This is a genomic window from Mycobacterium sp. SVM_VP21, from assembly GCA_024758765.1.
GTDB classification, from domain to species: Bacteria; Actinomycetota; Actinomycetes; order Mycobacteriales; family Mycobacteriaceae; genus Mycobacterium; species Mycobacterium heraklionense_C.
Genome location: CP101406.1, coordinates 2206298 through 2227186, shown reverse-complemented (window position 1 = coordinate 2227186; position 20889 = coordinate 2206298). Strand labels below are relative to the sequence as shown.

Sequence of the window (20889 nt, the reverse complement as noted above, 5' to 3'; positions counted from 1 at the left end):
CCACAACCAGCGACCCAGCAGCGCCATTAACGACCCACAGCCCGGGCAGCCGCACTATCAAATCGATCGCATGCTGGTCGCGACTCTGGGCTTCCGGCTCGGTGAGCGGCGATGCCCACAGATCTGTGACCGCCCGAGGATCTTCGCCAAACTCGCCCTGCGCGACCGGGCGGCGGCCATCGTCTACGTCTCTGACCGCGGCATCGTCACCCCGCGGTACCGAAGCTGAGAAGCACGAATACCCCGGCAGAGCCGGGGCATTCGTGTGCCTGTGGCGATCAGAAAATTCGAGAACCGATCGGCCGGCCAGGCCTTAGCTCACCGGCAGCCCGAGGTCCAGCGCACTGTAGAGGCCCGCGTCGGTCAGATCCATATCCGGCGTAGCCGCGACGGCATCCGAGTAATCGGTCGGCGCGAACCACGACGCCATCGACGAGAGGTCGAAGTTCCCGAACGACGTCTTGAGGATGTCGACCGGGGCATCGCCGCTCACGCCGTCGTCGTAGTACAGGTTGGTGACCCCCGGGAACAGCTGATCCTGGTCGTAGACGGCCCCGCTGCCGGTGACAAATTCATTGTCGTATCCGCCCAGCGACGGCGCCAGGTAGTCCGTTCCGGTAAGTGCCGTGCCGGCACTGGGGGTGAAGGTGGTGTTGCTCACCTCCCACACCGGTGCCGCTCCCTTGTTGGCCACCTCGGTGACATCGCCGTAGCTCGGAGTCCACGTCGGCTCGGAGCCGCTCTTCCCATCCGGTCCGAGGTCCAACGCGCTGTACAAGCCGGCGTTCTGCAGAGCCGTGCCGGAGTCAACAAAGTTCTGCGGGTCGGTCGGCGTGAACAGCGACGCCATCGACGAGACGTTGAAGTTCCCAAACGACGTCTTGAGAACGTCAACGGGGGCATCGCCTTTCACCCCGTCGTCGTAATAGAGGTTGGTGACCCCCGGGAACAGCTGATCCTGGTCGTAGACGGCCCCGGCAGAAGTGACGAATTCATCGTTGTATCCGCCCGTCGACGGCATCACGTAATCCGTCCCGGACAGCGTCGTGCTGCCGTTCGCAAAGCTGGCAGGCAACTCCCAAGCCAGCGACCCCGAGCCCTGGTCTTGGACCAAGGTGGCGGCGTCGGTCCCGTAGACCGGAGACCACGACTCGGCCCCCGAGGTGCCGGAAGTCGTGTCGTCCGCGTATGCCATCGCGGACCCGAAGTACGCCGCGGTGGCGGCCCCTCCGGTAACAATTCCTAATGCGACGCGCTTCATTTCTTGCTTCCCCCTCCGTGTGCGCCCGACCAGCTTTCGGCCGTGAAAACGCATAGGAAAGCTATGCCTTAACTTTGGTTTGGATCAAGCTTTTCCAGGTACCTCACACCACTTCCCAGGCACCTCACATCTCGATGAAGCCACCGAGCTACGACTCGTCGCCGATGTCGCCTAGATGATTGCGCGCGGTCACCCGCCCGTCCGCCAGGTGGTAGGTGGCGCCGACGATCGCCAGCGAACCGGCCTCGATACGATCCGCGATCGCTTTAGAGCGGCTCGCCAACTGCGCCACCGTCTCGTCGACGTGCCGAGCCTCGAACTCGTCGACGGCACTGAGACCGTCGCGGCGACCCACCAGGATGGACGGCGTCACCCGTTCGACGATGTCGCGCAGATAGCCCCCCGGCACAGCCCCGGTGTCCAACGCCGCCAGCGTCGCCTTGACCGCACCGCAGCTGTCATGACCGAGCACGACGATCAACGGCACGTTGAGCACCTCGACCGCGAACTCGATCGAGCCCAGCACCGCCGAGTCGATGACGTGGCCGGCGGTGCGGACCACGAACATGTCGCCCAGGCCCTGGTCGAAGATCAGCTCGGCAGCCACCCGACTGTCGCCGCAGCCGAACACCACTGCGGTCGGCTTCTGACCGGCGGCCAGGGCCGCACGGCGCGCGACGTCCTGACTGGGATGGCTAGGCTCGCCGGCGACGAAGCGCTCGTTACCCTCCTTGAGTGCTTTCCACGCTGAGATCGGGTTTGAATTGGGCATGCCCGACATTCTGCACGGGATCGGAGCCGAGCGCTTGGTGAGCGTTCCAGCCGAGGATCTGCTCAGCTGGTTCGCCCTGGCCGAACGCGATCTGCCCTGGAGGGCCGGCGATGTCACGCCGTGGCAGATCCTGGTGAGCGAGTTCATGCTGCAGCAGACTCCGGTCGCACGAGTGCTGCCGATCTGGCCAGACTGGGTGGCGCGCTGGCCAACCCCGTCGGCGACGGCGGCGGCGAGCCCGGCCGACGTCCTGCGGGCCTGGGGGAAGCTCGGTTATCCCCGCCGCGCCAAACGGCTGCACGAATGCGCGACCGTGATCGCCCAGGACTTCGCTGACGTGGTGCCCGACGATGTCGACGTGCTGCAGCAGCTGCCCGGGATCGGCAGCTACACCGCTAGGGCGGTGGCCAGCTTCGCCTACCGCCAACCGGTTCCGGTGGTGGACACCAACGTGCGCCGGGTGGTGGCCCGCGCCGTGCATGGACACCCCGATGCCGGCGCCCCGTCGGCGAAGCGCGACCACGCCGACGTGGAGGCCCTGCTGCCCAAGGCCGACCGGGCCGCCAGGTTCTCCGCGGCGCTGATGGAGCTGGGCGCCATCGTGTGTACCGCACGGTCACCGCGATGCGATGACTGCCCGCTGCGGCACAGCTGCAGCTGGCGGCTTGCCGGTTCACCGCCGGGAACCGGACCCAAGCGGCCGGCTCAACGTTATGCCGGCACCGACCGCCAGGTCCGCGGGCGACTACTGGATGTGTTGCGGGACAACGCCGTTGCGGTGACACGCGCCGACCTTGACCTGGCCTGGCCGGCGGACGCGGTGCAACGCGAACGCGCCCTGACCTCACTGCTGGGCGATGGCCTGGTGGAGCAGCTCGCCGATGGCCGCTTCGCGCTGCCCGGTCAGGACAGGAACGACTCGACGGCCTCGCGGTAGATCTGCGGCGCCTCGTCGTGCACCAGGTGGCCTGCCTCGGGGACGTGCAGATAGGTGCTGTCGCCCGCGAGACAGTGCATTTCGCGCATCTGCCCCGGCGGGGTCACCGAATTGCCGGCCTCGATCAGCAATGTGGCGCAGCGCACGTTCTGCCACTGCTCCCAGTAGTCACGGGTGCCCCATTCGGCGGCGATCTGCAACCACCACTCGGGCCGACCGTGCAACCGCCAACCGGCCTCGGTGCGGTCGAAGGCCTCCAGGAAGTACCGGCCGGCGATGTCACCGAATTCGGCGACCACCTCCTCGGCACTGGGGAACTCCACGGGCAGCGCATGCACCCACGGCTCCCACGGGCCGGTGGTGCGGCCCCGGAAGTCGGGCGCCATGTCCTCAACCACCAGCGCGGAGATGAGCTCGGGGCGCCGGGCCGCCAGGCACCACGAGTGCAATCCGCCCATCGAGTGTCCGATCAGCCGCACCGGGCCCGGCAACTGCTCGACGGCGACGGCCAGGTCGGCGACAAAGCGTTCGGTGGAGATCGGATGCGGGTCGGCGACCTCACGACCGCGATGCCAGGGAGCGTCGTAGGTGTAGACGGCACCCAGCCTGGTCAGCCACGGCAGTTGCCGCGGCCAGGTGGTGCCACGGCCCATCAGTCCGTGGACCAACACCAGCGGCGCCCCGTGCCCACCGCGGTAGGTCAGCAGCTCGGTCGACGCGATCCCCACCCGGGGCACGGTAGCCTAGGCCCATGTCAGTGGTGAAGATCAATGCAATCGAGGTGCCCGCCGACGCCGGGCCCGAACTGGAGAAACGGTTCGCAAATCGCGCGCACGCGGTGGAGAACCAACCCGGTTTTCTTGGCTTCCAGCTGCTGCGCCCCGTCAAGGGCGACGACCGCTACTTCGTGGTGACGCACTGGGAGTCCGACGAAGCGTTCCAGGCGTGGGCACAGGGACCCGCCGTCGAAGCCCACGCCGGGCAGCGGGCCAAGCCGGTAGCGACCGGAGCATCATTGCTGGAGTTCGAGGTCGTGCTTGACGTCGCCGGAACTGCCGCACAGGCCTAGCCCCGTGCTGCGCCACCTGGCGGCATGGACGACCGCTCTGACCCTGGTCGCCCTCGTCGCCGGGGCAGCCGCCGGCTGCGCCCCTTCACCGGCATCTCCCGCCGACGCCGGTTCCGACAGCGACGTGACGATCTCGACCAAGACTCCACCGGGTCTGCGCGCCAAGCAGACCATGGACATGCTGAACTCCGATTGGCCGATCGGTCCGATCGGGGTGGCGACCCTGGCCGCACCGGACAAGGTCGAGCAGGTGGTCACGACCATGGAATCGCTGTGGTGGGATCGGCCGTTCCACCTCGACAGCGTCGACATTCGGGCCGGCGCGGCCACCCTGCACCTGACCACCTCCTACGGTGCCCGCCAAGACATCAGGCTCCGCACCGACGACAACGGTATGGTCGACCTGTTCAAACCGACCACCGAGGCACCGACCATCGGCTCCTGGCACGACCTCGATGCGGTGCTGAACAAGACCGGCGCACGGTACTCCTACCAGGCGTCGCGGATCGAAGGTGGCGTCTGTAAGCCGGTCGCCGGCGCCAACGCCGCCCAATCCCTGCCGCTGGCATCGATCTTCAAGTTGTATGTGCTGCTGGCGGTGGCCAACGAGGTGAAGGCCGGGACCGTGTCGTGGGACGACCCGCTGACCATCACTGGCCGGGCCAAATCGGTCGGCTCGTCCGGTCTGGAGGAGCTGCCCGACGGCGCCCATGTCTCGGTGCGCAGGGCCGCCGAGAAGATGATCGCCACCAGCGACAATATGGCGACCGATCTGCTGATCGGCCGGGTAGGGACCCGCGCGGTCGAGCGTGCACTGGCCACGGCCGGCCACCACGACCCGGCCAGCATGACGCCGTTTCCCACCATGTACGAACTGTTCTCGGTGGGCTGGGGTAAGCCCGACCTGCGCGAGCAGTGGCAGCACGGCTCACCGCAGGAGCGGGCAAAGCTGCTGCAGCAGGCCGATTCCCGACCCTATGAGCCGGACCCGATTCGTGCGCATATCCCGGCGTCCGCCTATGGCGCCGAGTGGTACGGCAGCGCGGAGGACATCTGCCGGGTACACGTCGCGCTGCAGGCCGCTGCCGTCGGCAAGGCTGCACCGGTCCGGGAGATCCTGTCCGCGGTGCGTGGCATCGACCTGCCGCGTACCGACTGGCCCTATATCGGCGCCAAGGCCGGGGGCCTGCCCGGCGACCTGACCTTCAGCTGGTACGCCGTCGACCGGGGCGGTCAACCGTGGGTGGTCAGTTTCCAGCTCAATTGGCCGCGTGATCACGGCAAGAGCGTCGGCAGCTGGATGCTGCAGGTCGCCAAGCAGGCGTTCGGCCTACTGCCGACGCAGCGCTAGCCCAGAAAGGGGCCCCATGCGTCAACTGGTCCGTGTGCAGAACTTCAGCATCTCCAGCGACGGGTACGGCGCCGGAGAAGGGCAGAGCCACGAACGTCCGTTCGGTCATGCCGATCCGGCGGACCTCATGTCGTGGGCGGGCGCCACCGCGCACTGGGTCAACCGCACCGATCCCGGCGGCAGCTACGGCCTCGATGACTACATCACCCGCGACTGGGCCCACAACATCGGCGCAGAGATCATGGGGCGCAACAAATTCGGTCCGCAGCGCGGGCCATGGGAGAACTACCACTGGCAAGGATGGTGGGGCGACGAGCCCCCGTTCCGCACCCCGGTGTTCGTACTCACTCACCATGCGCGACCATCATTCACATTGAGCGACACCACATTCCACTTCCTCAACACCTCCCCCGAGGACGCACTGACGCAGGCATTGGCTGCGGCTGACGGCAAAGACGTGCGCATCGGTGGCGGCGTTGCCACGGTTCGGGAGTTCCTCGACGCCGATCTCATCGACACGATGCACGTCGCGGTGGCACCGGTCGAGCTCGGCCGCGGGGAAAGGTTGTGGTCAAGCCCCGATGAGCTTGTCGACCGTTTCCATCTTGAGCAGATCCCAAGCCCCAGCGGGATGGTGCACCACTTCTTCTGGCGGCGAGGCCTCAGCCGACAGACCCGTTGAATGCGAAACGGGCGGCACCTTCGAGTGAAGGTGCCGCCCGTTTCGTGTCAGTAGCGACTACTCCGCGCCGGCCTTGGCCAGGTCGGATGCCTCCGCCGTCGGCTTCGGGCTACCGGCAAAGGTGAATACCGCGTTCTCGTGTGCACCCTCGCCGTCCCAGTTCTCGACGTCGACGGTGACCAGCTGGCCGGGACCGAGCTCTTCGAACAGGATCTTCTCCGAGAGCTGGTCTTCGATCTCGCGCTGGATGGTGCGCCGCAACGGACGCGCGCCCAGCACCGGGTCGAAGCCGCGCTTGGCCAGCAGTGACTTGGCCTTGTCGGTCAGCGCGATGTCCATGTCCTTGGCCTTGAGCTGCTTGGCCACCCGGCCGATCATCAGATCGACCATTTCGATGATCTCTTCCTTGGTGAGCTGGTGGAAGACGATGATGTCATCGATGCGGTTCAGGAACTCCGGGCGGAAGTGCTTCTTGAGCTCGTCGTTGACCTTGAGCTTCATCCGCTCGTAGTTGTTCTCCCCGCCGCCCTGGGTGAAGCCCAGTCCGACCGCCTTGGAGATGTCGGAGGTGCCCAGGTTGGAGGTGAAGATCAACACGCAGTTCTTGAAGTCCACCGTGCGGCCCTGCCCGTCGGTGAGCCGGCCGTCCTCGAGAACCTGCAACAGGCTGTTGTAGATCTCGGCGTGGGCCTTCTCGATCTCGTCGAACAGCACCACCGAGAACGGCTTGCGCCGCACCTTCTCGGTCAGCTGACCGCCCTCTTCGTAGCCGACGTAGCCCGGAGGGGCGCCGAACAGTCGCGACGCGGTGAATCGGTCGTGGAACTCACCCATGTCGATCTGGATGAGCGCGTCGTCGTCGCCGAACAGGAACTCCGCCAGCGCCTTGGACAGCTCGGTTTTACCGACACCGGACGGGCCGGCGAAGATGAACGAGCCCGAGGGCCGCTTGGGGTCCTTCAGCCCGGCGCGGGTGCGCCGGATCGCCTTGCTGACCGCCTTGACGGCGTCCTCCTGGCCGATGATCCGCTTGTGCAGCTCGTCTTCCATCCGCAGCAGGCGGGTAGTCTCGGCCTCGGTCAACTTGAACACCGGGATACCGGTCCAGTTGCCCAGCACCTCGGCAATCTGCTCATCATCGACTTCCGCGACCACGTCCAAATCCCCGGAGCGCCACTGCTTCTCGCGCTCAGCGCGCTGCGCGACGAGTTGCTTCTCCCGATCCCGCAGGCTGGCCGCCTTCTCGAAGTCCTGCGCGTCGATCGCGGATTCCTTCTCCCGGCGTGCGTCGGCGATCTTCTCGTCGAACTCACGCAGGTCCGGCGGGGCGGTCATCCGGCGGATTCGCATCCGCGCACCGGCCTCATCGATCAGGTCGATCGCCTTGTCCGGCAGGAACCGGTCGTTGATGTAGCGGTCTGCCAGGGTGGCTGCCGCCACGATCGCCGAGTCGCTGATCGAGACCCGGTGGTGGGCCTCGTAGCGGTCCCGCAGGCCCTTGAGGATCTCGATGGTGTGCTCGACGGTGGGCTCACCGACCTGCACCGGCTGGAACCGGCGCTCCAATGCGGCGTCCTTCTCGATGTACTTGCGGTACTCATCGAGAGTCGTGGCGCCGATGGTCTGCAGTTCACCGCGAGCCAGCTTCGGCTTGAGGATCGAGGCCGCGTCGATGGCGCCCTCGGCCGCACCGGCACCCACCAGGGTGTGCAACTCGTCGATGAACAGGATGATGTCGCCGCGAGTGTTGATCTCCTTGAGCACCTTCTTCAGGCGCTCCTCGAAGTCACCGCGGTAACGGCTGCCGGCCACCAGCGAACCCAGGTCCAGGGTGTAGAGCTGCTTGTCCTTCAGCGTCTCGGGAACCTCGCCGGCCACAATGGCCTGCGCCAGGCCCTCGACGACAGCGGTCTTGCCGACACCGGGCTCACCGATCAGCACCGGGTTGTTCTTGGTGCGCCGGCTCAACACCTGCATGACCCGCTCGATTTCCTTCTCGCGGCCGATGACGGGGTCGAGCTTGCCCTCCATGGCGGCCGCGGTCAGGTTGCGACCGAACTGGTCGAGCACCAGCGAGGTGGACGGTGAGCCGGACTCGCCGCCCCGTCCCCCGGTGCCGGCCTCCGCGGTCTCCTTGCCCTGGTAGCCGCTCAGCAGCTGAATGACCTGCTGGCGAACCCGGGTCAGGTCGGCGCCCAGCTTGACCAGCACCTGGGCGGCGACACCCTCACCCTCACGGATCAGGCCAAGCAGAATGTGCTCGGTGCCGATGTAGTTGTGGCCGAGCTGTAGCGCCTCACGCAGGCTCAGCTCAAGCACCTTCTTGGCACGCGGGGTGAACGGGATGTGCCCGGACGGCGCCTGCTGGCCCTGGCCGATGATCTCCTCGACCTGGCTGCGCACCCCTTCCAAAGAGATGCCCAGGGACTCCAGCGACTTGGCGGCGACGCCTTCACCCTCGTGGATCAGGCCCAGCAGGATGTGCTCGGTCCCGATGTAGTTGTGGTTGAGCATCCGGGCCTCTTCTTGGGCCAGGACGACAACCCTGCGGGCGCGGTCGGTAAATCTCTCGAACATCGGTGGCTACCTGCTCTCCCTCGCGATCGGCACTTGATCGGCCTCGGCTCGGCCGGCGTGCCTGCTGTCCACTCTAGTGGGCGGCGCAGCGCGCTGTGACCTGCCTTGCAGTGCGTACTGAATCGACCATCCGATGGCCCGTCCCGAAAGACCTGGCACCGGATGCAAGGGACCAACGTCTAAACCCACCGAATGTGTTCCGACAGACGAAAGGTTCGCCAGCAGCGAAACCTCTGTCGAGCCTCGCTGAACCGCGGATCAGGTTGCGGCGTGAAATGCGTCGATGATGTCGGCCGGGATACGCCCGCGGGTCGACACATTGTGTCCGTTACGGCGGGCCCAATCGCGGATCGCGGCGCTCTGCTCGCGGTCGATGGTTCCACGGCGACCGCCACCGGAGCGGCCCCGCCGGCGCCCTCCGACCCGACGGCCCGCGTCGGCCCACTTCTTCAGTTCTGCGCGCAGTTTCGTAGCATTCTTGCTTGAAAGGTCGATCTCATAGGTCACCCCGTCCAGGCCGAATTCGACCGTTTCGTCGGCGGCACCCTCACCATCGAAATCATCGATCAAGGTGACGGTCACTTTTTTCGCCATTGGTACCCCTTGGTTAGCTTTCGTGCGCGCAATCGTTGCGCAAGCCGTATTCGACCTCGCCGACTAATCTGCCATAAAAATTCGCCTGCTTCAACACAACAGGCTTCGGCGCAGTTCAGTTACCTTGACGACGAACAATCGGAAACAAAACGGTGTCTCTAATTGATAGACCCGTCAAGACCATCAACAGGCGGTCGATACCCATTCCGGTACCTGTGCAGGGCGGCATCGCGTGTTCCATCGCCGCCAGGAAGTCCTCGTCGAGCGCCATGGCCTCGTCATCCCCGGCGGCAGCTGCGCGGGCCTGGGCAGCGAAACGGTCGCGCTGCACCACCGGGTCAATGAGCTCGGAATAGCCCGTGGCCAGTTCGACACCGCGCATATAGAGATCCCACTTCTCGGTGACGCCTTCGATGCTGCGATGCTGACGAGTCAGGGGCGTGGTCTCGACCGGGAAATCCCGAACGAATGTTGGGGCGCTCAGAGCGTGGCCGACAGCATGTTCCCAGAGTTCCTCGACTAGTTTCCCGTGGCCATAGCCGCGATCTTTGGGAATTTCCACGCCCAGTCGATCCGCGATCGCCCAGAGGTCGGCCACCGAGGTGGCGGGGGTGATCTCCTCACCAAGTGCGGACGACAGCGATGGATACATTTCCACCGTCGCCCATTGGCCGTCAATGTCATAGATGCTGCCGTCGGGCAGCGGCAGTTGACGGGTCCCGATCACCTCATCGGCGACCTCTTGAATAATCTCGCGGGTAGCCACCGCCGAGTCGTCATAGGTGCCGTAGGCCTGGTAGGTCTCCAGCATCGAAAACTCGGGCGAATGCGTGGAATCGGCGCCTTCATTCCGGAACACCCGATTCAGTTCGAAGACCCGGTCGAACCCACCGACGACGCATCGTTTCAGGAAAAGTTCTGGTGCGATCCTCAGGAAAAGGTCCGCGTCGAGGGCGTTTGAATGGGTGACGAAAGGCCGGGCGGCCGCTCCACCGGCCAATGTCTGCAGCATCGGCGTTTCGACCTCAAGGAATCCGCGACGCTCAAGCGCGTTGCGCACCGCGCGAATGACCGCGATGCGCTGGCGGGCCACCGTACGCGCCTCCGGACGAACAATCAGGTCGACGTAGCGCTGCCGAACCCGCGACTCCTCGCTCATCTCCTTGTGCGCCACCGGCAGCGGACGCAATGACTTGGAGGCCATCTGCCAGGAATCCGCCAACACCGACAGCTCGCCGCGGCGGGAGCTGATCACCTCGCCGCGCACGTAGACGATGTCACCGAGGTCGACATCGGCCTTCCACGCCTCGAGCTCCTGCTCCCCGACACTGGCGAGGCTGATCATCACCTGAAGCTGGGTGCCGTCGCCCTCCTGCAATGTCGCGAAGCACAACTTGCCCGAGTTGCGGGCGAATACCACTCGCCCCGCGACGCCGACGACGTCGCCGGTGGCGGTGTCGGCGACCAGCTCGGGGTAACCGGCCCGGATCTGGGCGAGCGTGTGAGTACGGTTCACCGCCACGGGGTAGGGATCGCGGCCTTCGGCCAGCAACCGAGCACGCTTGTCGCGGCGGATCCGGAACTGCTCAGGGAGGTCGGATTCGTCCTGCGTGTCGGGGGCAACATCGGCGGAGCTCACGACCCGCCAGCTTAGAGGAACAGGGGCTAGAGAACGAAAAGCCGGCGGCGCTCAGCGCGCCGGACGGAGCCTGCCCCGCTGGCTGTCCCGGTTGCGTTCGAACACCAGCCGCAGTCCGTCCAGGGTCAGATTGGCGTCGTGGTGGTCGACCGTCTCCAGATCGGCCAGCAACAGCGGCGCAGAGTGGCCGGTGGCGACCACGGTCACGTCGTCCCCCGCGCCAGCGGCCTCCTCGCGGACCCGGCGAACCAGACCGTCGACCAGGCCGGCGAACCCGTAGACCGCGCCGGCCTGCATACATTCGACGGTGTTCTTGCCGATCACCGAGCGCGGCCGGGTGAGTTCGACCCGGCGCAGTCCGGCGGAGCGGGCAGCGGCGGCGTCCGAGGAGATCTGGACGCCGGGCGCGATGGCACCGCCGAGGAACTCCCCCTTGGCCGAAACCACATCGACGCAGATCGACGAGCCGAAATCGACAACGATGGCTGCCGTCTTGAACTTGTGAAATGCGGCCAGCCCGTTGACGATCCGGTCGGCGCCCACTTCCTTAGGGTTGTCCACCAGCAGCGGGATCCCGGTGCGTACCCCGGGCTCGATCAACACGGCGGGGACCGAGGGCCAGTACTGGTCGAGCATCAGCCGAACTTCATGCAGCACCGACGGGACCGTGGACAGCGCGGCGGCACCGGTGAGTTGTTCGCCGTCATCTCCGATGAGTCCATCCAGAGTCAACGCCAGCTCGTCGGCAGTGATCTCCGCCTCGGTCCGAATCCGCCACTGCTGCACAACGTTTCCGTTGTCACCGGAACCGGAGATCAGGCCGATGACAGTGTGGGTGTTGCGGACGTCGATCGCCAGCAACACGGCTAGTGCACGCTTCTGGGCGACAGCAGATCCGAAACGTCATCGGGCACGAAGGCCGGGTCGTCACCGAGGTCCACCTGCTTGTTCTCGGCGTCGACGAACACGATCCGCGGCCGGTAGTGGCGGGCCTCGGCGTCCTCCATGGTGCCGTAGGCGATCAGGATGACCAGGTCGCCGGGATGCACCAGATGCGCTGCCGCACCGTTGATTCCGATGACACCGCTGCCCCGCTCGCCAGTGATGGCGTAGGTGACCAGTCGGGCGCCGTTGTCGATGTCGACGATCGTGACCTGCTCACCCTCGAGCAGGTCAGCAGCGTCCATCAGATCGGCGTCGATGGTCACCGAGCCGACATAGTGCAGGTCGGCATGAGTGACCGTGGCACGGTGAATCTTCGACTTGAGCATCGTCCGAAACATCAATTCCTCCGGGTTTGTGCGGCTAACGCCACGTCGGCGTCGATGGGAAGTCCGAGCGTGACCGCCGCGTTGTCGAGCAGTCGGGTCGAGCCGACCCGGGCGGCAATCAACAGGCGTCCGGTTCCGTCGGTGGGCGCCGGGCCGAGGTCGACTCCTCGAACCTGCAGATAGTCGACGTCGACGGCAGGCACCGCGGACAACACCGCGGCGGCGGCATCCAGGGCCGCTTGTGCACCGGCCGCGGCCGCGCGCTCACCGGCAGCCAGGGCGGCCGACAGAGCCGTCGCCGCTTCGCGCTGAGCCGGGTTGAGGTAGCGATTGCGCGAAGACATCGCTAGACCGTCGGACTCGCGCACAGTGGGGACGCCCACCACCGTCACGTCGAGGTTGAGGTCGGTGACCATCTGGCGCACCAAAACCAACTGTTGATAATCCTTCTCCCCCAAGAACACCCGGTCGGGGTTGACGATCGACAGTAATTTGGCGACCACGGTGAGCATGCCGGCGAAGTGGGTCGGGCGCGCCGCCCCTTCGAGTTCGGCTCCCAGCGGTCCCGGGTGCACTGCGGTGCGAGGTCCGTTCGGATACATGGCCGCGGCAGTCGGCGTGAAAACCAGGTCGACCCCTGCGGCGCGCAGCGCAGCCGAGTCGTCGTCCAGGGTGCGCGGGTAGGCGTCCAGGTCCTCTCCGGCGCCGAACTGCAGCGGGTTGACGAAGATCGACACCGCCACCACCGAACCGGGCACCCGCTGCGCCGCGCGAACCAGCGACAGGTGACCTTCATGCAGGGCGCCCATGGTCGGCACCAGCATCACCCGGCGACCGGTCGACCGCAGCGCGCGGCTGACCCGGGCGACGTCATCAGGGCGTTCGTAGACGTTGAACCCGCCGGCGGTGAAGGTGGGCTGCGGGCCCCGGACGGTATTCGAGCTCATCGAGCCAGCACCTCCAGCACGTCGTCGGCGGCACCCGCGCGGTGCGCCGTGCGCAGGGCGTTGGTGCGATAGGCCTCGGCCAGGTCGGGGTCCACGGCGGCCAGCGCCCGCAGGTGCCGGGCCAGGGTGGCCGAGTCGCCACGGGCCACCGGACCGGTCAGCGCGGCCCGACCGTCGCGCAGGGTGTTGGCCAGCGCGGCGCGCACCAGTGGTCCGAGCACCCGCTCGGCGATACCGTCGGGGTCGTCGGCCACAGTCGCGCCGAGCCGCCCCGGCAATGCCGCCCGCAACGCCACCAGCGCATCGTCGATCACGGTGACCACGTGGTTTCCGCCGTGGCAGAGCGCGGCGTGGTAGAGGGTGCGGGCGGACTCCTCGACGCGGAACGGCTCAGCGCCGATCTCGAGCGTCAGTGCCTCGGCGATGGCGAAGCCGATCTCGTCGGCAGCGGTGATACCGAAACAGCTCTCGGACAACCGGTCGATGTCCTCATCCGAGCCGGTGAAGGTCATCGCGGGATGGATGGCCAGCGGCAGGCAGCCCTGCTCGGTCAGCGGCGCAAGCACGCTGATCCCGGTGGCCCCGGAGGTGTGCACAACGATCGTGCCGGCGCGCACGGCGCCCGTGGCGGCCAGACCGGACACTATGCCGGCCAGTTCGGTGTCGGGGACGGCGAGCAGCAGCAGCTCCGCGTCCGCGGCAACATCGGGCGCCGGCAGGATCAGGCTGTCGGGCAGTCGGCGGTGGGCGCGCTGCCGCGACTCCTCGGAGATGGCACTGCAGGCCACCACGACATGCTCGGCGCGCTCCAGCGCAACACCGAGTGCGGTGCCGACGCGGCCAGCCGAGATGACGCCGACCTTGAGCCGGGCGGGCCGCAGTCCGTCGAACTGCGCCATGCAGACGACCTCACAGGTTCTCGTGGTTTTCGTTCCAGTCCCGCGTTGCGGGTACCGGACGGTCGCCGGTGAGTCTATCCCGATCGGTCCCGGCGCTGCGAGTGACGTTGGTCGCAGTCGAGCGGGGATCAGTCCTCGCGGCGGCGGTGCCGGCGACCCTCCGTCGGGGTGGGCTGCAGCCGGGCCAGCAAGTCAGCCACCGACTGGCCGCCGGTGCTGGGGCCGTCAGTGCTCACGTCGGCGCCTGCGGAATGCCGGGACACGGCCCCACCGACGTGGGCGGGAGCTGCCGGGGCGGCCGCCTGCGGCTCAGCGGCTACCGGTGGCACCCGGTCGAGCGGCGTCGGCTGGGCATGGCCACCGCCCGACTCCGCCGCGTGCCGGGAGCGCGCCCGACGGCGCCCCCCTCCCTCGTGGCGTGCCGGCTCGGCGCCGTTGGCCGGACCGGCGGCGGATTCGGCCGGGCCGGAGTGGCGACCGCGGCGGTTCGGCGCTTCGGCGCTCTGCTCGGACACGCCGTGCCGTCCGGCTTCCGCCGGAACATCCGCCGACCAGTGACTGCCGGGAGCGCCCGGCGGCAACCATTCTCCCTCGGCGCCAACGGGTTTCCAGGATGGGGTCGGCACGGCGGCCCGGGGAGGAGGCTGCGGGGCAGGTGGCGGCGGCTCCGGCTCGCGGCGGGGTTCCGGCGCGACGAAAGGCTGCGGCGGTTGGGCCCAGCGGGCGGCGGCCGGTTGTGACGGCGGGGCCTCCTCGGGGGGCCGGGGTGATTCGTCGGCGCTACGGCGATGCGAACCGCGGCGGCCCTCGACGTGCGGCGCCTGCGGTTTCTGCGGAGCCTGGGGCAGGGGGCTCCCGGCGGCCGGGATCCGCACCTCCGGAACGTCGATGATCGGGTTCTCCGCGGTCTCGGTGACCGAGTCCGGCGGGTAGCTCGTGGTGGCCGCCGACGCGACCCGGGTGGCGCCGGTGTGGGGTTGCTCAGCGGAGCGCGCCCAGTCGCTGTAGGCACGGACCGCGGTCCGCTCAGGCTCAAGGGCCGGCCGGTGGCTCAGGTCGGCGTCGAACAGAATCTCCAGGTTGGTGCGCAGCGCGGACAACTCGGCGCGCAACGCCGCGACCTCGTCGGCGGCCTGTGCCCGCAGTTCTGAGGCCAGTTCGCGGCGCAGCTGGGATTCCACCGTCAGCTCGTACTCGCGACGCGCGGAAATCTCCCGATCGAGTTGCAGGTCGTAGACCAATTTCAGGTCTCGGGCCCGAGCCTGGTCCACATCGCTTTGCCGCCGATAGATCACCGAGACGAACGCGGCGGCGACCGCGGCCCAGAGCGCGATGATGACGGCGAGTTTGAGCAGCTCCACGCGACTGGTGAACACCAGCGCCGAACTCGCGGCGATCGCAAGGATCAGCAACGCCGTCATCAATGTCCAGCCCGGCCTGCGAACTCCACGCCGACCCGGGGCGCGGGACAGGACCGAATTCATCTGCGCCGCTCTCCCCCGCAAGCGGGAGGTGCCCCCTCCTCGCCGCTCTGTCCCGTACCGTTGCTGGCGCGCATTGCCCGACTGTACCTGTACGAGGTCAATCCGCGTGTCGCCCCACTCCGGCGATTCTCACCCGGGTTGGTTTCCGGTCAGCTCGGTGGGCGGGCACGGATCGTCCGGCGATTTGCAGCGGTTCTGCAGCCACAGCGCGGCGATGAGCAGAGCCAGCGCGCTGGCCGCGGCGACCACGGCGCCGCCGGTGTCCTGGGCCGCAACCTGCAGCGTGGACCGGCGCGGCAGCAGATAGCCGAGCACACCAAGCCAGAAGCCCAGCACCAGCGCCCCCATCCAGGCCGACGCCTTGGCGACCACCACGGTGCGAGCCACCGCGAGCGGATGCAGCCGGCCGGCCCCGGCGCCGATCTGGCCGTCGTCGATCTTCGCCCCGACGTAGCGACCCCACGCCCCCTCGGCGATCGCGACCGCCAGCAGCGATATTCCGGTCCACACGGTGATGGGCGGGAACCATCGATACAGCAGCGGGACCGCCAGGTAGCTGATGATGGCGACCGCGGCTGCCGCGGCGGCCACGTCACGTTTGCGAGTCGGGCCCATCAGAGCTGCAGCACCAGGTCGGTCAGCGACACACCGGCACGCTCAGCCGGTTCCAGCTCGTCGAGCAAATCTGTCACCGCACGCGGTCGGCCGTCTACGGCCAGTCGTGCCTCCGGCTCGATCGATAACCAGGGCACCAGGACGAACGCACGCAGATGGGCCCGCGGGTGGGGCAGGGTCAGCGCGTCGTCGTCGGATCGCACCTCGGTCCCGTGCAGATCGCGGTAGCTAATCACGTCGACATCCAGGGTCCGTGGCCCCCACCGCTGCGTGCGCACCCGCTCGGCCGCCTGCTCCAGTTCGTGCGCCCGGCGCAGCCAGCCGTGTTCGTCGGCGGCCGGATCTTCGACGATCAGCACCGCGTTGAGGAAGGGCCCCTGTTCGACGCCGCCCCATGCCGCGGTCTCGTACACCCCCGAAACCGCGCGCACCGCTGGGCGCAGGCCGTCGACCGCCGACTGCAGCAGGGCCAACCGGTCCCCCAGGTTGGACCCGATGGAAAGCACCGCACGGCTCACGCCGGCACCACCCTGCCGCGTCGATCGCTGCGTGAGCGCCGGGCCACCACCGCAACGTCGGCGAAGGTGAGCGGGATCGGGGCGTGTGGCTTGTGCAGCGCCACCTCCACGGCCTGCACCCGCGGGTCGCCCATCACCTCCTCGGCGATCTCGGCGGCGACGGTCTCGATGAGATCGCGAGCCGGGCCCGCGACGATATCCGCGGCGCGCTGCGCGAGCTGTCCGTAGTCGTAGGTATCGGCCAAGTTGTCGCTGGCTGCCGCAGCGGCGAGGTCCATCCAGACCGTGATGTCGACGATGAAGTCCTGACCGTCGGCACGCTCGTGCGCGAACACACCGTGGTTGCCGCGAACCTTCAAGCCGCGCAACTCGATCCGATCAGTCATCGCTTGCGCCTCCTTGATTCCAGGCTTCCAGGACTCGTAGCGCGTCGACCGAGGCCCGCACGTCGTGCACCCGCACGCCCCAGGCGCCGTGCAGCGCGGACAACGCCGATATCACCGCGGTGGCCGTTTCGCGCTCGTCGGGCGGCCGCGGCGTGCCGTCCTCGCTCGCCAGCAGCGTACCGAGAAACCGCTTACGTGACGCGCCGACCAGCACCGGCATACCGAGGTCGACCAATTGCGGCAACCCATGCAGCAGTGCCCAATTGTGTTGCGCGGTCTTGGCGAAGCCCAGACCGGGATCGACGATCAACTGCGCCGGATCCACGCCGGCGGCCACAGCCGCGTCGACGGCTGCGAGCAGATCCTGACGGACCTCGGCAGTGATGTCGCCGTAGCACTGCACCCGGTGCGGATTATCGGGATCGACCGGCCGCCAGTGCATCAGCACCCATCGGGCACCCGAAGAGGCCAACAGCGGAGCCATGGCGGGGTCCGCCGCTCCCCCGGACACGTCGTTGACGATCGTGGCGCCGGCGTCCAGCGCTGCTTCAGCCACGGCGGCATTCATCGTGTCAACGCTGACCGTAATACCTTGGTCAGCAAGTTCTTTCACCACCGGGACCACTCGCTGCGCTTCCGCCCGCGGGTCGGTGCGCACCGCGCCGGGCCGAGTCGATTCGCCCCCTACGTCGATGATCGCCGCACCCTGGCCCGCCAGCTCTCGGCCGTGCGCCACGGCGCGATCGACGTCGAGGTAGCGCCCGCCGTCGGAGAACGAATCGGCGGTGACGTTGACCACCCCGACGACCAGCACGCGTGTCTGGCTCACTTGCGCCGAATGAGTTCCAGGGCCTCAGCGCGCGACGTGCTGTCGGTTTTGAACTGCCCGCGGACCGCTGACGTGGTGGTGATCGCGCCGGGCTTGCGCACTCCGCGCATCGCCATGCAGAGGTGCTCGGCCTCGACCACCACAATGACTCCGCGCGGATTCAGTTTGCGCATCAGGGCGTCGGCGACCTGTGCGGTCAACCGCTCCTGTACCTGCGGCCGCTTCGCGTAGAGGTCGACCACCCGTGCCAGCTTGGACAGACCGGTGATCCGGCCGTCGTGGCCGGGGATGTAGCCGACGTGGGCGACACCGTGAAAGGACACCAGGTGGTGCTCACAGGTCGAGTAGAGCGGGATCTCCCTGACGATCACCAGCTCTTCGTGCTGCTCATCGAAGGTGGTCTCCAGCACCGCGTCGGGGTCGGTGTAGAGCCCGGCGAACATCTCCTGATATGCCCGCGCCACCCGAGCCGGGGTGTCGAGCAGACCCGGGCGGTCGGGGTCTTCGCCCACCGCGAACAGCAGCTCGCGCACGGCGGCCTCAGCCCGCGCCTGATCGAAAATTGTCGACGTCATCGTCGACCCCGCTTTCTCAATCACCGGACGGCTGCTCGGACCGGTTGTTCTCCGTGCCGTGACCGCCGCCGTCTGCCTCACCGGACGATGCCGGCGGTGGCGGCGGCTGACCCGCACCGGGATACGGCTGGGGTTGGTGCTGATACGGCGGGTAGTGCTGAGCGGGCGGATAACCGCTGGGTGGCCAGTGCTGGGGCGGATACCAGTAGCCGCCCTGCTGCGGGGGCTGCGCCTGCTGCTGCGAAGGCGGCCAGCCGGGTGCGTGCCAGCCCGCCGGGGCGCCGTAGTCGGGCTGGGTGCCCGCGTCACCGCCGGCGGGCACACCGTTGCTGCCGTTGGGACCGGATTCGCCCGCCCGGGCCGCCGCCTCGCGCGACGCCTGAGCGATGGCGGCCTTGAACGCCGGTTCCGGCTTCGGCTGTGGCCACGGCTCGCCTCGCTCGATGGCCAGCTCACCGGGGGTCTTGATCGGCGGCTTGTCGGATGGGACACGCCCGCCGAAGTCGTCGAACGCCGTCAGCCGGGGCCGCTTGTTCACGTCGCCGAAGATCTTCTCCAGGTCGGCGCGGTGCAGCGTCTCCTTCTCCAACAGCTCACCGGCCAGGATGTCGAGGACGTCGCGGTATTCGGTGAGGATCTCCCAGGCCTCAGTGTGCGCGGCCTCGATGAGCTTGCGGACCTCGTCATCGATGTCGCGGGCCACTTCGTGCGAATAGTCGGCCTGCTTACCCATCGCACGTCCGACGAACGGGTCGCCGTGGTCGGTGCCGTAGCGAACCGCGCCGAGCTTGGCGCTCATGCCGTACTCGGTGACCATGGCCCGCGCGACCGCGGTGGCCTTCTCGATGTCGGAGACCGCGCCGGTGGTCGGCTCGCGAAACACCAGTTCCTCGGCGGCGCGCCCGCCCATGGCGAAGACCAGCTGAGCGATCATCTCCGAGCGGGTGCGCAGTCCCTTGTCTTCCTCGGGCACTGCCACCGCGTGCCCGCCGGTACGGCCGCGGGCCAGGATGGTGACCTTGTAGACCGGGTCGATGTCGGGCATCGCCCACGCCGCCAGGGTGTGGCCGCCCTCGTGGTAGGCGGTGATCTTCTTCTCGTGTTCGCTGATGATCCGGCCCTTGCGCCGGGGGCCGCCGATCACCCGGTCCACCGCTTCTTCCAGGGCCGCGCCGGTGATGACGGTGCCGTTCTCGCGCGCGGTCAGCAGCGCCGCTTCGTTGATCACGTTGGCCAGGTCGGCGCCGGACATGCCGACGGTGCGCTTGGCCAGCCCGTCCAGGTCCGCGTCGGGGCCGATCGGTTTGCCCGCCGAATGCACCCGCAGCACCGCCCGCCGCCCGGCGATGTCGGGGTTGGTCACCGGGATCTGGCGGTCGAACCGGCCGGGCCGCAGCAGCGCGGGGTCGAGGATGTCGGGCCGGTTGGTGGCCGCGATCAGGATGACCCCGGCCCGCTCGCCGAAGCCGTCCATCTCCACCAGCAACTGGTTGAGAGTCTGCTCGCGCTCGTCGTGTCCGCCGCCCATGCCGGCGCCGCGCTGGCGACCGACCGCGTCGATCTCGTCCACGAACACAATGCACGGGCTGTTCTGTTTGGCCTGTTCGAACAGGTCCCGCACCCGGGAGGCGCCGACACCGACGAACATCTCCACAAAGTCCGAGCCGGAGATGGTGAAAAAAGGAACACCGGCTTCTCCTGCTACGGCGCGGGCCAGCAGCGTCTTGCCGGTGCCGGGCGGGCCGTAGAGCAGCACACCTTTGGGGATCTTGGCGCCCAACGCCTGGTAGCGGCCCGGGTTCTGCAGGAAGTCCTTGATCTCGTAGAGCTCTTCGACCGCCTCATCCACGCCGGCGACGTCGGCGAAGGTGGTCTTGGGCATGTCCTTGCCCAACTGTTTGGCCCGGGATTTGCCCATGCCGAAGCCCATCCGGGCGCCGCCCTGCATTCGGGAGAACATCACGAACAACCCGATCAGCAGCAGCATCGGCAGCATGTAGATCAGCAGTGAACCGAGCAGGCTGCCCTGGTTCACCACGGTGTTGATCTCGGCCTTCTTGGCAGTCAACGCGGTGTAGAGCGGAACCGCGTACCCGGTCGGGTACTTGGTGATCAGCTTGTCGACCTTCTCGGCGCGGCCGGGCTTGTCGGCTTTACCCGACTTGCCGGCTTTGTCGGTCACCTCAACGCTGGTGAGCGGGGTCTTCAGGACCAGGCGCAGCTGCTGTTCGCGGTCGTCGAGCTGGGCGCTCTTGACGTTGCCACTGTGGATCTGGGCCACCGCCACCGAGGTGTCGACCGGTTTGTATCCGCGGGTGTCATCGCTGAAATAGAAGAACGACCAACCGAGCAGCAACACCACTGCGATCGCGGTTACGGTGCGGATCACGTTTTTGCGATTCATCAGACATCGGCCGGGCGCGGCCAAATCCTTCCAATACATGCAGCTGGGCATGTTCAGGCTACCGTCCCTTGCGGTTTAC

21 protein-coding genes and 1 pseudogene are annotated in these 20889 nt (G+C 67.6%); 5 read left to right on the top strand and 17 right to left on the bottom strand.

The features are described from left to right. Positions 1-136 precede the first annotated feature (136 nt). A pseudogene (locus tag NM962_10240) lies at positions 137-229 on the top strand (DNA-binding response regulator). Positions 230-313: 84 nt separating this feature from the next. Here the strand turns inward: NM962_10240 and NM962_10235 are convergent. Together NM962_10235 and NM962_10230 are read right to left on the bottom strand one after the other, a co-directional pair. Next, on the bottom strand, positions 314-1261 hold the full coding sequence (locus NM962_10235) for a hypothetical protein (GenBank protein UVO14333.1): 948 nt from the start codon (positions 1259-1261) through the stop codon (positions 314-316). Positions 1262-1409: 148 nt separating this feature from the next. Then, the gene (locus NM962_10230) at positions 1410-2033 is read right to left on the bottom strand and encodes a carbonic anhydrase (protein UVO14332.1); all 624 of its coding nucleotides are present in this window, start codon (positions 2031-2033) and stop codon (positions 1410-1412) included. 37 nt (positions 2034-2070) lie between these two features. On the opposite strand from NM962_10230, the gene NM962_10225 reads away from it, so the two are divergent. Beyond that, complete coding sequence (locus NM962_10225) at positions 2071-2970, top strand: A/G-specific adenine glycosylase (GenBank protein UVO14656.1); 900 nt, start codon at positions 2071-2073, stop codon at positions 2968-2970. Here NM962_10225 and NM962_10220 read toward each other — a convergent pair. Next, entirely contained in the window at positions 2937-3623 is a 687-nt protein-coding gene (locus tag NM962_10220) for an alpha/beta hydrolase (protein ID UVO14655.1), read from the bottom strand. The two genes, NM962_10225 and NM962_10220, sit on opposite strands and share 34 nt — an antisense overlap. 98 nt (positions 3624-3721) lie before the next feature. Here NM962_10220 and mhuD point away from each other — a divergent pair, with 98 nt between their 5' ends. The 3 genes from mhuD to NM962_10205 are packed head-to-tail and all read left to right on the top strand — an operon-like array spanning position 3722 to position 6072. After that, entirely contained in the window at positions 3722-4039 is a 318-nt protein-coding gene (gene mhuD / locus NM962_10215) for a mycobilin-forming heme oxygenase MhuD (protein UVO14331.1), read from the top strand. A gap of 16 nt (positions 4040-4055) precedes the next feature. Then, entirely contained in the window at positions 4056-5390 is a 1335-nt protein-coding gene (locus NM962_10210) for a serine hydrolase (protein ID UVO14654.1), read from the top strand. Between the two features lie 16 nt (positions 5391-5406). Continuing rightward, positions 5407-6072, top strand: a complete 666-nt coding sequence (locus tag NM962_10205; protein UVO14330.1) for a dihydrofolate reductase family protein — start codon at positions 5407-5409, stop codon at positions 6070-6072. Positions 6073-6129: 57 nt separating this feature from the next. Here NM962_10205 and clpC1 read toward each other — a convergent pair whose 3' ends face one another. The 14 genes from clpC1 to ftsH form a co-directional block, all read right to left on the bottom strand. Then, positions 6130-8649: an ATP-dependent protease ATP-binding subunit ClpC gene (gene clpC1 / locus NM962_10200; GenBank protein UVO14329.1), complete on the bottom strand. Its 2520-nt coding sequence runs from the start codon at positions 8647-8649 to the stop codon at positions 6130-6132. 258 nt (positions 8650-8907) lie between these two features. Continuing rightward, complete coding sequence (locus NM962_10195; protein ID UVO14328.1) at positions 8908-9243, bottom strand: Lsr2 family protein; 336 nt, start codon at positions 9241-9243, stop codon at positions 8908-8910. 115 nt (positions 9244-9358) lie between these two features. Next, positions 9359-10882, bottom strand: coding sequence for a lysine--tRNA ligase (lysS, locus tag NM962_10190; GenBank protein UVO14327.1), 1524 nt, complete (start codon positions 10880-10882; stop codon positions 9359-9361). A gap of 51 nt (positions 10883-10933) precedes the next feature. Then, positions 10934-11746: a type III pantothenate kinase gene (locus tag NM962_10185; protein ID UVO14326.1), complete on the bottom strand. Its 813-nt coding sequence runs from the start codon at positions 11744-11746 to the stop codon at positions 10934-10936. A 2-nt stretch (positions 11747-11748) separates the two neighbouring features. Continuing rightward, the gene (locus tag NM962_10180; GenBank protein ID UVO14325.1) at positions 11749-12165 is read right to left on the bottom strand and encodes an aspartate 1-decarboxylase; all 417 of its coding nucleotides are present in this window, start codon (positions 12163-12165) and stop codon (positions 11749-11751) included. Continuing rightward, positions 12165-13100, bottom strand: coding sequence for a pantoate--beta-alanine ligase (gene panC / locus NM962_10175; GenBank protein ID UVO14324.1), 936 nt, complete (start codon positions 13098-13100; stop codon positions 12165-12167). The genes NM962_10180 and panC overlap by 1 nt, the downstream gene beginning before the upstream one ends. After that, positions 13097-13999 carry a DUF2520 domain-containing protein gene (locus tag NM962_10170; GenBank protein ID UVO14323.1) on the bottom strand — a complete coding sequence of 301 codons (903 nt, stop codon included), beginning with the start codon at positions 13997-13999 and terminating at the stop codon, positions 13097-13099. The genes panC and NM962_10170 overlap by 4 nt, the downstream gene beginning before the upstream one ends. A 128-nt stretch (positions 14000-14127) precedes the next feature. Beyond that, positions 14128-15483, bottom strand: a complete 1356-nt coding sequence (locus tag NM962_10165; protein UVO14322.1) for a hypothetical protein — start codon at positions 15481-15483, stop codon at positions 14128-14130. Positions 15484-15612: 129 nt separating this feature from the next. Beyond that, the gene (locus NM962_10160; GenBank protein UVO14321.1) at positions 15613-16098 is read right to left on the bottom strand and encodes a DUF3180 domain-containing protein; all 486 of its coding nucleotides are present in this window, start codon (positions 16096-16098) and stop codon (positions 15613-15615) included. Continuing rightward, positions 16098-16616, bottom strand: a complete 519-nt coding sequence (folK, locus tag NM962_10155; GenBank protein UVO14320.1) for a 2-amino-4-hydroxy-6-hydroxymethyldihydropteridine diphosphokinase — start codon at positions 16614-16616, stop codon at positions 16098-16100. Before folK ends, NM962_10160 begins: the two co-directional genes overlap by 1 nt. Beyond that, entirely contained in the window at positions 16613-17002 is a 390-nt protein-coding gene (folB, locus tag NM962_10150; GenBank protein UVO14319.1) for a dihydroneopterin aldolase, read from the bottom strand. Before folB ends, folK begins: the two co-directional genes overlap by 4 nt. Beyond that, positions 16995-17831 (bottom strand): dihydropteroate synthase, encoded by an 837-nt coding sequence (folP, locus tag NM962_10145; GenBank protein UVO14318.1) that lies wholly within the window; start codon positions 17829-17831, stop codon positions 16995-16997. Before folP ends, folB begins: the two co-directional genes overlap by 8 nt. Then, the gene (gene folE, locus NM962_10140; protein UVO14653.1) at positions 17828-18406 is read right to left on the bottom strand and encodes a GTP cyclohydrolase I FolE; all 579 of its coding nucleotides are present in this window, start codon (positions 18404-18406) and stop codon (positions 17828-17830) included. The genes folP and folE overlap by 4 nt, the downstream gene beginning before the upstream one ends. Positions 18407-18422: 16 nt before the next feature. Beyond that, positions 18423-20810, bottom strand: a complete 2388-nt coding sequence (ftsH, locus tag NM962_10135) for an ATP-dependent zinc metalloprotease FtsH (GenBank protein UVO14317.1) — start codon at positions 20808-20810, stop codon at positions 18423-18425. Positions 20811-20889 lie beyond the last annotated feature (79 nt).

What these genes read in the sequence shown, in the direction of transcription:
- NM962_10230 (UVO14332.1), bottom strand. Translation starts at nt 2,033, where the DNA reads ATGCCCAATTCAAACCCGATCTCAGCGTGGAAAGCACTCAAGGAGGGT.
- NM962_10195 (UVO14328.1), bottom strand. Translation starts at nt 9,243, where the DNA reads ATGGCGAAAAAAGTGACCGTCACCTTGATCGATGATTTCGATGGTGAG.
- mhuD (UVO14331.1), top strand. Translation starts at nt 3,722, where the DNA reads ATGTCAGTGGTGAAGATCAATGCAATCGAGGTGCCCGCCGACGCCGGG.
- NM962_10220 (UVO14655.1), bottom strand. Translation starts at nt 3,623, where the DNA reads ATGGGCCGTGGCACCACCTGGCCGCGGCAACTGCCGTGGCTGACCAGG.
- NM962_10170 (UVO14323.1), bottom strand. Translation starts at nt 13,999, where the DNA reads ATGGCGCAGTTCGACGGACTGCGGCCCGCCCGGCTCAAGGTCGGCGTC.
- folE (UVO14653.1), bottom strand. Translation starts at nt 18,406, where the DNA reads ATGACGTCGACAATTTTCGATCAGGCGCGGGCTGAGGCCGCCGTGCGC.
- ftsH (UVO14317.1), bottom strand. Translation starts at nt 20,810, where the DNA reads ATGAATCGCAAAAACGTGATCCGCACCGTAACCGCGATCGCAGTGGTG.
- NM962_10165 (UVO14322.1), bottom strand. Translation starts at nt 15,483, where the DNA reads ATGAATTCGGTCCTGTCCCGCGCCCCGGGTCGGCGTGGAGTTCGCAGG.
- clpC1 (UVO14329.1), bottom strand. Translation starts at nt 8,649, where the DNA reads ATGTTCGAGAGATTTACCGACCGCGCCCGCAGGGTTGTCGTCCTGGCC.
- NM962_10160 (UVO14321.1), bottom strand. Translation starts at nt 16,098, where the DNA reads ATGGGCCCGACTCGCAAACGTGACGTGGCCGCCGCGGCAGCCGCGGTC.
- NM962_10235 (UVO14333.1), bottom strand. Translation starts at nt 1,261, where the DNA reads ATGAAGCGCGTCGCATTAGGAATTGTTACCGGAGGGGCCGCCACCGCG.
- NM962_10205 (UVO14330.1), top strand. Translation starts at nt 5,407, where the DNA reads ATGCGTCAACTGGTCCGTGTGCAGAACTTCAGCATCTCCAGCGACGGG.
- panC (UVO14324.1), bottom strand. Translation starts at nt 13,100, where the DNA reads ATGAGCTCGAATACCGTCCGGGGCCCGCAGCCCACCTTCACCGCCGGC.
- folB (UVO14319.1), bottom strand. Translation starts at nt 17,002, where the DNA reads ATGACTGATCGGATCGAGTTGCGCGGCTTGAAGGTTCGCGGCAACCAC.
- NM962_10180 (UVO14325.1), bottom strand. Translation starts at nt 12,165, where the DNA reads ATGTTTCGGACGATGCTCAAGTCGAAGATTCACCGTGCCACGGTCACT.